General features: G+C 44.5%; 10 protein-coding genes. 6 read left to right on the top strand and 4 right to left on the bottom strand.

Translation table 11 applies throughout. From position 1 onward, the window contains the following. Positions 1 to 409: 409 nt before the first annotated feature. From AC1DP6_RS35675 to AC1DP6_RS35660, 4 genes are all read right to left on the bottom strand, one after another. On the bottom strand, positions 410 to 3,601 hold the full coding sequence (locus AC1DP6_RS35675) for a reprolysin-like metallopeptidase (RefSeq protein WP_477059173.1): 3,192 nt from the start codon (positions 3,599 to 3,601) through the stop codon (positions 410 to 412). Between the two features lie 343 nt (positions 3,602 to 3,944). Continuing rightward, the gene (locus tag AC1DP6_RS35670; RefSeq protein ID WP_477059172.1) at positions 3,945 to 4,355 is read right to left on the bottom strand and encodes a VOC family protein; all 411 of its coding nucleotides are present in this window, start codon (positions 4,353 to 4,355) and stop codon (positions 3,945 to 3,947) included. Between the two features lie 224 nt (positions 4,356 to 4,579). Beyond that, the gene (locus AC1DP6_RS35665) at positions 4,580 to 5,419 is read right to left on the bottom strand and encodes a hypothetical protein (RefSeq protein ID WP_477059171.1); all 840 of its coding nucleotides are present in this window, start codon (positions 5,417 to 5,419) and stop codon (positions 4,580 to 4,582) included. Between the two features lie 210 nt (positions 5,420 to 5,629). Further along, positions 5,630 to 8,146 carry a DUF5686 and carboxypeptidase-like regulatory domain-containing protein gene (locus AC1DP6_RS35660; RefSeq protein WP_477059170.1) on the bottom strand — a complete coding sequence of 839 codons (2,517 nt, stop codon included), beginning with the start codon at positions 8,144 to 8,146 and terminating at the stop codon, positions 5,630 to 5,632. Between the two features lie 297 nt (positions 8,147 to 8,443). On the opposite strand from AC1DP6_RS35660, the gene AC1DP6_RS35655 reads away from it, so the two are divergent. From AC1DP6_RS35655 to AC1DP6_RS35630, 6 genes are all read left to right on the top strand, one after another. Continuing rightward, a complete protein-coding gene (locus AC1DP6_RS35655) occupies positions 8,444 to 8,962 on the top strand; it encodes a YceI family protein (protein ID WP_477059169.1) in 519 nt (172 codons plus the stop codon). Between the two features lie 27 nt (positions 8,963 to 8,989). Further along, the gene (locus AC1DP6_RS35650; protein ID WP_477059168.1) at positions 8,990 to 9,208 is read left to right on the top strand and encodes a tautomerase family protein; all 219 of its coding nucleotides are present in this window, start codon (positions 8,990 to 8,992) and stop codon (positions 9,206 to 9,208) included. A 4-nt stretch (positions 9,209 to 9,212) separates the two neighbouring features. Then, positions 9,213 to 9,947, top strand: coding sequence for an SDR family NAD(P)-dependent oxidoreductase (locus AC1DP6_RS35645; RefSeq protein WP_477059167.1), 735 nt, complete (start codon positions 9,213 to 9,215; stop codon positions 9,945 to 9,947). Between the two features lies 1 nt (position 9,948). Continuing rightward, positions 9,949 to 10,401, top strand: a complete 453-nt coding sequence (locus tag AC1DP6_RS35640; RefSeq protein ID WP_477059166.1) for a nuclear transport factor 2 family protein — start codon at positions 9,949 to 9,951, stop codon at positions 10,399 to 10,401. A 21-nt stretch (positions 10,402 to 10,422) separates the two neighbouring features. Continuing rightward, positions 10,423 to 11,268, top strand: coding sequence for an SDR family NAD(P)-dependent oxidoreductase (locus AC1DP6_RS35635; RefSeq protein ID WP_477059165.1), 846 nt, complete (start codon positions 10,423 to 10,425; stop codon positions 11,266 to 11,268). Positions 11,269 to 11,374: 106 nt separating this feature from the next. Further along, a partial coding sequence (locus AC1DP6_RS35630; RefSeq protein WP_477059164.1) for a Crp/Fnr family transcriptional regulator occupies positions 11,375 to 11,916 on the top strand: 542 nt, incomplete at its 3' end.

Here is an 11,916-nt window from a genome sequence, read left to right as displayed (position 1 = left end):
GACCAGCCATCTATGCGGCAAATAAAAAAATTGGCACCACATAATAGCACAATCGCATCTCTACATCATTTTACAATCTTAATTTCTTCAAATACAAGCTGGAACTAATGTTCGTGGAATCATTCCAGGCAAGTCTATAGCTGACAAGCCGGGGGCTTTAGAATATTTATTTCTTTACTAACGTTTTCAATCCGGATAAGATTCATCTAAATATAACACTTAAATATAGGATAATTTATTCCACAATACAATATCCCAAAATTAGTTTTGCCCAAATAACCAGAAATAAGATCAATATATGATAACCATCGTTTATTTTCAGTTTTACAAACCAGCTTATTAATTTATTTTAAAAAAGCCAGTGCCTTTCCAGGCACTGGCTTTTCTCTATCGGAATCCGTATTTGTCTTTATTGTTTAATGATCTTCGTTGTACTCACTTCTTTTATTCCATCCGTAATCCTGATCATATAAATACCTGCAGGCAATCCGGAAATATCAAGCTGCGTGCTAGCTGTGCTCACTACACGATGCAATACCACATTTCCGTTAGCATCCAATATACTCACATCTGATTTTCCTTTGAAATCCGGAAGCTTAATGTTCACGATATTATTGGCAGGGTTCGGATATACAATCACTTTTTTCACATCGGTGGTAATAAGATCAGCTGCGCGGCTGGCAGTACCTAATTGTACACGTAATGTATAACAAGTGGTACTACTGTTGGCCCCACTATAACCGTACACCTGTGCATAATAGGTACCCGCAGTAACGGTTCTGCTGATAGTTTCATTGCTGGTACCACCTGCCTGTGAAATAGCAATCTGTGTACCTGCGCTGTTCAGCAATTTCAGGTCATAATCGCCAGGCAATGTGCGCAATGTAATCGTAATAGTACCGCCTGTAGTGATTACAAACTTATAATTATCAATATCACCACTCGGGCTGATGAGACCAGTGACATCCGTATTAAATGGAATGATGGCAGCGCCGCCAATGGTGCCATTGGTTGAATTATCCAATACATTTGAACAACCGCCTGTCGTTAAGGTAGTAAACTGTGCAGCAGCATATGTACTGTTTCCGCTTGAACAATTTGTTCTTACTCTCCAGTCGTACAATGTGGCTGATGTTAATCCGCTTAAGTTAACAGAAGTAGAAGTGGTTCCGGTTACAGCATTCGTCCATGTACCGGATGAATTAATTTTATAATCTACATCATAACTCAGGGCACCGCTTACGGCAGTCCAGCTAACAGTAGCTCCGGTAGCTGTTACAGCAGAACTGGTTAAACCAGTAGGTGCGTTACAGGTGCCTGTAGATGTGGTCGTAAACTGTGCTGCTGAATAAGAACTGCTACCGCTGCTGCAATTGGTTCTTACCCTGTAATCATAAGTAGTTCCTGTAGTAAGACCTGTTAAGCCCAAAGAAACGGCCGTTGTTCCTGTTGCTGCATTGATCCATGTACCAGATGAGGTGGCCTTATAATCCACGTCATAGGATACTGCTCCGCTTACTGCTGTCCATCCTATTGTAGCCGATGTAGTAGTAATAGCAGAAGCATTTAAGCCTGCCGGAGAAGCACAGGATGAGCCAGAGGTAATAGTGAAGTTGGTATTGGAAATATCAAAGAAAATATTGCCTACGGCTTCTACTTTTATTCTTGCGGTGGTAGTGGGTGTATTAGGAATAGTTACCACCTCAGTGCCGTCATTGGGCGTACTTGCCACTAATGTGCTGAATGTAGTGCCTCCGTCTGTAGAGATGGATATTTTTACGTTGGCGCAACTAACGGGTGACGCCGTGGTATTCGCTACACTCCATGTGATGGTTTGTGATGAATTACCAGCCCATGATACATTCGTATTAGGAACAGTCACTGCAAAAGGCCCGGATGAATTGCTGACCGTTACGGTCATATCCGCAAAATTGGTCTGCCCGATAGTTACCGGAGCTGTAGAGCTATAAGGAGCATTATCCCTTACCGTTAGGCGGAACTTCAAAGTTCTTGAAACGGAACTCAATGCTTCCGTATTAGCTCCTGCATCACCACCAGGCAATGGACCGGACACTAAACCGCCAGCAAGAATGGTGGCCATTTTGGGGAAATATCTTATTGGGGACGTACCAGGCGCAAATGATATCCAGTTGGGACCAGATGCTTTGGTAGGACTGGCCACACTACTGGATCCTGTTTGTGAGGAGGAAGCATTATCATTTTGCTCCCAGCAATAAGTCAGCACATCGCCTGCATTGGCATCAGTAGCTGAACCGGTAAGTACAAACGGGGTACTGATAGGAATAGTAAAATTACCTCCGGCATTGGCAACGGGTGTTGCGTTATTGCCGGCTATGCTGGTAGTTATTGGGCAAGTCTTGCTGGAAAGATTAGACTGGATTTGTGCAATAGAAGCAGCATGATAAATATCAATAGAATGTGGAGCAATGTCCTGGCTGGTAATACCGGCATATCCCATAATAGTAATACCTGAACCAGGTTCCACATTAACGCCTGTGCCTTCATTGCTCATGGAAAAAGTATGGTTACCGCCCAACTGGTGTCCTACTTCATGTACTACATAATCGACATCAAAATTATCTCCTTGTGGAATAGCATCCGCGGGAGAAGTAAAGCCACTTCCTTTTGAATTGTCCACACAAATACAGCCGATACAACCGGCATTACCACCGCCGCCGGATGCACCAAACAGGTGGCCGATATCATAATTTGCGGCACCAATCACAGAAGTCAGGGTGCTTTGCAACTCACCGTTCCACGCTCCGCCGGCACCTGAGCTGGCATCAGAATATGGATCTGTTGAAGGATTATAATAAAACACATTGGTGGCTGCCGCGATCAGGTTAAGATGGATAGCCAGGTCCTTTTCATAAATACCGTTGCAACGGGTAAGCGTAGCATTGACAGCTGCCAGTACCAATGAAACCTGTGAAGCGCTGGTAGCACCAAAATAATTGGAGTATTCGGCGGTAACTGATTGAGCCAGCCGCATTGTTTTCATATCACCCGTGTTTCTGGCAGTAACATCAGGTAAGCGATTACCTATATTAGTCGCCATTTTTTGCTCCGGGGTAGAACACTTCCAGGGTAAAGTCTTCGGCTGTTTTTTGAATACTGTGTAAACAGTATGGTCTGCAGAATAAGGTTCAATAAATTCATTTTCCTTTCCCGTACGGAAGATCATCGCTTGTATCCCCTGCGGAGAAATGCTCAACTTTAATGTGGCATACTTGTCGGTAATACCTTTTCCGGAAAATGCCCTTATTTCAGGGAATTTAGCCTGCAATGCAGGTTCGAAATTGGAAGCCTCTATAATTTCGAACTGTTCAACCTGCCCGTCTGCATTAGGCAGAGAGATAATTGTTGCATGTATTGACTTATTACCGACAGCTTTGAATACCTCATTCCGCAAAGGAGCGAAACTCAGATCAAACAATTTAAAATTCGTCGGAAATGCAAGCCGGGCTACGGCTTTGTCGGTTGTAATTCTGGCGGCATCAGTATGTGCCCTCCAGTAGTCCTGTGCAAACGCTACAGTACTGCACAGCAACGCTGCTGCGAAGAGTAGAACTTTTCTCATGGATAGTTTAGATTTTAATGCTCAACAATTGGTTAACATTATAAATGTAGTTTGACTCCCTGCGATGGCAATTCTATCGGTATGCGATATTATATGTTATGGGCGATAAAATATTTAACGTCAACGGAGTTCGCATGAACCGAAATATCCCCTTAAAACTTTAGATGATATATACAAAGAAGCAAATGAAAAATGGTTAACCAACCCTCCAGGTCACCCCGGCAGCACACCTTAACGTATGAAAGCCGCTATAATGGCGGCTTTCATACGTTAAGGACATCCAAAGAGATGTATATCCCGTTTTTCATCCTTATGGATGAAAACGGCCTCTGTAAGGCTTTCTCTACATCTTTGCTTCAACTCTTTGCTTTGCTTCCTGCGTCAGCGGAGTAAAGAAATTAACCAGGTTACCATCCGTATCCCTGAATAACAGCGAACGATTACCCCAGGGCATAGTCGTTGGTTGTTGCACCACCTCCCCGCCCGGTATGCCCGCCAACTGCTCGTATTTTTTGTCCACATCCTCCACCTGGAATTCAATGATAACCGACCTGTTGCTGGCAGGACTGGCTACCGTGTCTCCTCCAAAAAGTGCCAGGGTACGTGTACTTCCAATAGCCAGAGACCCAAGAGGTGTACGCACTTCGGCAAAATCATCTGTATACCATGTAAATGGTATTCCGGTCACGGTCTCATAAAACTGAACAAGGCGTTTAATATCAGCAGTAATAATACGGATAGAAGAAAGATTCATATGACTATTCATTTTGTTTAGAATAACACAAAGCTATTCTGCCCATGTGACAACCCTATGTCAGCAGTCTAAACCGAAATGTTTTTATACCCTTTATTATTTTCCGGATGGTACAGCTGATATAGCTACCTGGTCATTGGTGAGCAAGGCTGCCAGGCTAATCAAAAAAAAGCGCCCCCGGAAAGTCAGACACTTTCCGGGGGACGCACTCTTTCACATGGTTCCTATTTATTGTAGATCGGACATCTTTTCAGCATATAAAATAATGCGTCTTTATAAGAATCTTCTTGTGATAAAATGGCCGTACGGTGATTGTCGAATATTTTATCATTCTGCCGGTTGTAAATAAGTACAGACACCTCATTTTGGTAAGTCTTTTCCACTACCGTGCTGGCGGCTTTATTCTGTCTTAAGCGGTCATCATCTTTATTAACTGTTTTCGTTTCCGCACTGGATACATTTTCTTTGCTGCTGCGCGACAAACCTCCCTGTACGATGTATTCTGTGCCCAGTATTTTACACAGCTCATCAAAAGTATAGGCCTTGACCGTGTTTTCGTCAATGCCTTTCCGGATCAGCAACGCATTGGTGGTTTGTGGATCCTGGAATTTATACATGCCATTGCGTTTGCTCAGGTAAGAATAGGTATCGTCCTGCAGCTTTTCTTTGGTTGCATTGATCTGTTCCAGCGGCTCTCCCACGCTACGGTATTTAAAAGGTAATACAGCGATCAGGTTATGTTCCATGGGAGGATAGCTGTCGGAAGGAGATTTAGCCACGGCAGGAGCAGTTACGATCTCTGTTCTGCCGCTGGCAAACACAATTTTATGGATGTCTGCTCTTTTTAAAGAATATTCCAACTTTTCTCCGCTATGTACAAATAAAACAACATCTGTTCCTACACCAGTTATTTTTCCGTGTTTGGTTTCGCCGTTCAGCATCAGTACACTGTCTTCCTTTACCACGCTACTTTTTGTCAATGAGGCTTTCTGGGCCATTAAAGGAATGCAATTAGTGATCAGAAGACATAGCACTGCCCCTAACAGATTAACATACTTTTTCATGATGTACTAAAATATTTATGGTTACCAATAGTACACGTTTGTGAAATTACTTTACCCCTATGCGCGGCGTAAAAAAAATTTCAAAAGAGGGAGGAAGGAAGGACCCGGAGATCGTGCAAATTGGCCAGGGGATGGGATATCTTCAATAAAAAGCGGGGCCCGTGAACCGGAGCCCCGCATTTATGATTTTTTGATTAAATCCAGCACCTGCTAAAACTGCAGCCTGCAGCTTCCAAAAATACCAAACCCTGACCGTTGTGAGCTGCTTGCTCCATTCGGATACAAACGCCAGACAGCATCTATCCGAAAGAAATGAAAGATATTGTCAAAACCGGTTCCTATTTCCATGTAAGTCTTTCCTTTAAAAGAATGCATACCATAACCTGGAAATTCCATTTTGTTATAAATAATATTTTCACGTGAGAGATCTCCAACAACAGATTTCACATTCCAGAACTGGCGTATACCACTTCTTCTCATAAATGGTAACAGGTTAAGCAACTTACCATCGAAATTATGTTCCAGGTTAAAGCCTGCATACCTGTCGCTGATGAATTCATATTTATTCATCAAACTAAAGGACTCTTTATTATAGTAATAGGTCTCGTTGCCAGGATGTACCTGCAACAGCATAAACGGTAATTTATCTGCGAAAATCCGGCCTCCATACACCTGGTAAGTTACCTGCCCCCACCGCGGGATACGGAAACGCTGATTGATACTAAGACTAACCCTTTCATATCCATATTGGCTGCCAAACACACCGGCAGCAGCTGTTCCATACAAAAGTTCTACTACCGGAAGATTACCTTTTATCCGCCGTATTTTACGTGGTGTCCGTATTTCATGTTCCCCCAATGCATACCTCACCTTCAGCTGCCATTCAGCATTGACAACATTTCCGCTTTTATTTTCAGGCAAAAATATTTTGTGAGGCGGCAACGGCGACATGGTACTGAAGCTGCTGTGCAGGAAAGTGCCTTCCACCGAAAAATTCATCGGCAACTTTTTGGATACGCTGAATTTCATTTCGCGTTCCCGGATGAACTTCTGCGGAATGCCCCTGCGTCTGACTACCTGCCCGAAGATATTATCCAGGGAAACCTCTTCCCCGTTAAATCCACGCTGCCGGTTGTCCAGATCATCTTTGAAAGAAGTAAATATACTATATGAATTTTTCCCTGGAAGATTCCAGGCCATGGCTACTTTTCCTTTGAGCGCCTTGTCACCCGTACCATAAGCCAGGTAGCCCGAGAAGCGCAGGTGGCGGTTAAATTCCGGCGTGGTGCCAAGATCAAAGCGCAAACGAACACCTTCTACCGGATTACGGCTTACCCACTTATACCAGGGTCCTATTTCCACCTTGCCCAGTTTTAAGTGGCCGTCTAACAGAAAAGTTATTTTATCACTGAGACTTTTAAAGGCAGGCATTGCTCTGAGTGTATCCACTAATGTCATTGCCAGCGCCTCATTGCTGGTGAGGGTCTCCGGCCGGTGCTGATTCCAGTAAGCGCTGCCCGCAGTGGCTGCGCTATCCGCAATCACTACCTCCTCCTTATTGCGGCCTGCTGAAATCTTTATCCTGGCACCAGGGTCATTTATTTTCACCTGCTGATAATGCGTTGTTTTGCGGGCAATGAAGGTATTTTTCTCCTTTCCCAGTGGTGCCAGCTCTACAATAAATTTATCTTTCGATACAATCCACTCCTTTTCATTCCCTTTTCCGAATTCCTGGATAATCTCCAATCGTTTAACAAAATTAATGTTCACCGCTCCATTCACATTCATGCTGATTTTCGATAAGGCCCAGGTAGGACCATGAATCCAGCAATCTCCATTAAAGAGATTTTCTCCTTCCCGTTTGGGCGTAAAGGCCAGGTGAAAATAAGGCACGCCATTCACCATCATCGTATCCAAGGCTTTATAATGATAGTATTTGTCGCCGGTAGCACCTACGGGACTGATAAACTCCCTCCCGAAAATCTGCATATAGTCCTGGTAGGAATTGATTTTCTGGTTGATGCCACCAAGGTATTCCATCACAGATTCATTCCTGATCCCACCACTGTGCAATGCCTTAATTTCTTCCCTTACCCGTGGCGGCGATGTGGTGACATAGTAGTCGGAAATGGTTTCGCTTAAAAAAACAGGTAAAAAAGACCGGCTTTCAGAAATGCTGTCCACCCGATCCAGTAGAAATTTAAATGGCTTCATGGTGCCTGAATGCTGCCATTTTGTTTTGTCGAGATTAGCAATGTCTATTTCCAGCTTGTTATACAATTCTGCATAATAGGTATCATAGTATCCCGGGGCATTTTCCCGCTTGTGTGCTACAATCTGCCGCCACCATACCAGCCCTCTGTTTGTTTTCCCCTTTACTTCCACACCTGCTTTCACCGCCGGTTCCAGTTGAATTAACAAGGTCTCCGGCTTACTGGTTATTTCCGGGCGCACAAATAACACCTGGTGCCCTACATAGCGGACAATCAGCGTATCGTTGTTATAATGACTTTTCTTCAAATGGAAGTACCCCACACTGTCCGTCATACAGCCATAGCCGCCGCCTTTCCAGTATACGGTGGCATAAGGCAATGGCTCCTGCGAAAATGCAGAAACGACCCTTCCGGTGATGATAGCCGGGCTTTGCGCATCAACACGGAAAATAATAAGCAGCAGGTAACAACAGAAAATCCAACGATTTACAGCACAGTTGCAGGTAATAAACATTCCTAAAATTTGAAGCTCACATAAATTCCACTTATTCCACGATGTTATATGCATGACGTTTGAAACGAGATATCCCCCTATGAGGGGTGTAGCATAGCATACCCCCCTTTTCTTCCTAAATCCGGCCCTGGTTCTTTAAAAAGCGCACTATACAGCAACGCCACTGCTCCCGCAGTGGCGTTGTGCACTTATGTGACCTGGATCACATACGTGATGACGCTTTTTAATAGTGATGCAGATCACACTACCGCCTGAGAAATCCTTTTCATCTTTGCTGTACAATTAAAAACTACAAAAATGAAAAATCAAAAATTTGACATCGTAAATACCCAAAGCAATATTGACTGGGTAGGCAAAAAAGTAACTGGCGCACACAATGGTACCATTGCCATAAAAGAAGGTGAGATCATTTTGAATGAGGGGCAGCTTACCGGTGGTAAATTCATTATCGATACCACCTCTATCAAAATACTGGACGTAACTGACCCTGCCACCAATGCGCAATTCGCTGGTCACCTGGCTTCTGATGACTTCTTCTCTATTGACACCTATCCGGAAGCATCGCTGGAAATCACATCCGTTGCTGGCAATCATGTGGCTGGCGCGCTGACCATCAAAGGGATTACTCATCCGGTGGAATTTGATGCAGTCCTCCAGGTAAACGGCGACCTGTTAACCGCCACCGGCAAGCTGGTCATTGATCGTACCAAATACGGGATAAGATTCCGCTCAGGGAATTTCTTCAAGGATTTGGGCGATACCCTGATCTACAACGATTTTGAATTAAACATTAACATCACCGCCAAAGCTGCATAAGCAGTGGCCGGCACAAAAATTTAAACCATGCCCTACGTTAAAATAGAAGTAACCCGGGAAGGTGTAACCAAACAACAAAAACAGGCACTGATCAAAGGGATAACCAATCTGATCACTGAAGTGTTAAATAAAGATCCCCGGTTAACCCATGTGGTGATCCAGGAAATTGACCTGGAAGACTGGGGATACGCCGGAGAGCAGGTGTCTGTGCTGAGAGAAAAAGGTATAACCGCTGATAAAAAATAATAGTATGAAAAAGCTGACAGTAATAGTAACTGGCGCCTCCTCTGGCATCGGTAAAGAAATAGCCCGTCATTTCCTGGAAAACGGCGACAACGTAATCATCAATTCTTCCACTGCCGAAAAGCTCGCGCAGGTGTACCAGGAACTGGGTGCAGGTCCCAGTCTGGCCATGGTAGCAGGCAATGTGGCGGATAAAAGTACCGGCGACAAACTTTTGGCAACCGCCATAGAAAAATTTGGCGCGGTAGACGTGCTGGTGAACAACGCCGGCATTTATGAAACCAAACCATTCCTCGAAGTAGATGAAGCTTATCTCGACCGGTTCCTGAATACAAACCTGAAAGGGACCTTCTTTACCACCCAGGCCATTATTCCGCAGATGCTCAAACAGCACAATGGTGTGGTGATCAATATCGGTACACCATTAGTAAATCATGCACTTGGTGGCGGCCCTTCTACGGCGCCAATTTCCTCCAAAGGAGCAATCCATGCACTTACCCTGCAACTGGCAGCGGAATTCGGCAAACACAATATAAGGGTGAATACCATTGCCCCCGGTGTGATACGCACACCTATGCACGGCGAGCATGCGGACCAAAGCGCGGGCTTACACCTGCTCAACCGGGTAGGCGAAGTAACAGACATCGCGCAAATGGTATATACCGTTTCGAGGAGTAACTTTATCAGCGGCGCCATCATCAATGTAGACGGCGGCATGGCAGCTGGTCATCATCTGAATTAGTATGAAAACACGCTTATTGACGGCTTTTCTATCACTGGCATTTTTGGTAGCAAAAGCGCAAAACCCAAAGAAAATGGACACTCATCAGCAAGATTCAGCAGCCATCACCCAGGCACTGGAAGATTATTACTTCAAGGGGCTCTACAACGGAGATATCAGCACCCTGCGCAAAATTCTATATCCCGGCACCTTACTATTCGGGGATATTAAAGGACAGCCTTACGCCAAAACACTTGAACAATACCTGGATGGTGTGGCGCATCGTCAAACCCCTAAAGACTCCGGAAAGCCCTTTAAAGGAACGATCTTATCGGTTGATGTGATCAACTCCATCGCATTTGCCAAAGTCAATATCAAAATGTATGATTTCAATTATTACGATCTCCTTTCATTTCACAAGATTGATAACCGCTGGGTGATCGTGAACAAAATGTTGACTGACGTGACGGAATAAATTAAACACCTTAACATTTAAATGATGAACACTTCAAAAGTATGGTTTGTAACCGGGGCCTCCCAGGGACTGGGACTCAGCCTTGTGAAAGAGCTGCTCGATAACGGATACCGGGTGGCCGCCACCTCCAGGAATGCGCATCAGCTAAGCCAGGCTGTTGGCTTAATAGACCAGGAACGCTTTCTTCCGTTGGCGGTAGACTTGAATAATACCGACTGTATCAGTGATGCTATTCAACAAACACTGTCGGCATTCGGACGCATCGATGTAGTGGTGAACAATGCCGGCTATGGCATGGTGGGAACGGTGGAGGAAATACCGGAACAGGAGGTAAAGAACATCTTCAATACAAACGTACTGGCCATCATCAATGTAACCAAAAGTATCCTACCAGTCATGCGCCGCCAGCGATCAGGCTATATCCTCAATATCGGCTCTGTAGCCGGATTTTCAGGCGCCCATGGATGGTCCGTTTATGCTGCCACTAAAGCAGCAGTGGCGGCATTTTCTGAAGTGATCGCACTGGATGTAAAGGAATTTGGTATTAAAGTCACCGTAGTGGAACCCTCCGGTTTCCGGACCAGCTTCCTCACACCAACCTCCCTTGCCTTAAACACCTCCGGGATCGAGGGATATGAGGCCGTAAAAAATACGCAGGAACGCTACCTCTCTATGAACGGCCAACAGGCAGGCGATCCGGATCGGGCAGCCCGGATTTTCATAGAGCTGGCAGAAAACCCCGAGCCGCCCATGCACCTGTTCCTGGGAAAGGATGCTTATAACAGGGCAGCAGAAAAACTGTCGGCCATGTCGGCAGAACTGGAACAGTGGAAATCAGTTACTATTAAAGCTGACTTTCCATCATAGGCAGCTGATGCAAGCCGGGTACCCCGTTTGCATCAACGCCTGGCCAATAATAATTTTCTATCTGAAAATCTTTACCTTTAAAAAAGTAGTATGAAATAGCACTTATATGGCAATAGACGCTAAAGATATTTTAAAGGCTCATATAGATAGAATGAGCGTGCTGCCGCAGGAGCAGTTTGATTATTTCTTCTCTCATTTTAAAAGTCAGCGTTTTAAAAAAGGACAGGCCATCATTACGGAAGGTGCCCAGGTAGATGGCGAATACTTCGTGATCTCCGGTTGTTTAAAATCTTTCTTCATCAATGACGATCTGAAAATGTTTATCCTGCAGTTTGCCATGCCTACCTGGTGGACCTCTGATTATAATGCGTTATACAATCATACCAATGCCACTATCAACGTTGACTGTATTACCGATGCAGAAGTGCTTTGCCTTACCAATAGTGACCGGGAAAAACTGTGTAGTGAAATTCATGCAGTAGAACATTTTTTCCGGTGGCGGACCAATAAAGGATATGTGGCCTCTCAAAAAAGGTTGTTGTCGTTGATGAATAATAATGTGAAACAACGGTATGAAGAGTTGTTGAAACTCTATCCCGAACTTTATAATATGGTTCCTAAAAAACTGATCGCTGCTTATCTCGGTGT

The organism is Chitinophaga sp. 01L420, assembly GCF_056399985.1.
The sequence above is the reverse complement of the archived record's forward strand: the minus strand, read 5'-3'. Positions and strand labels throughout refer to the sequence as shown.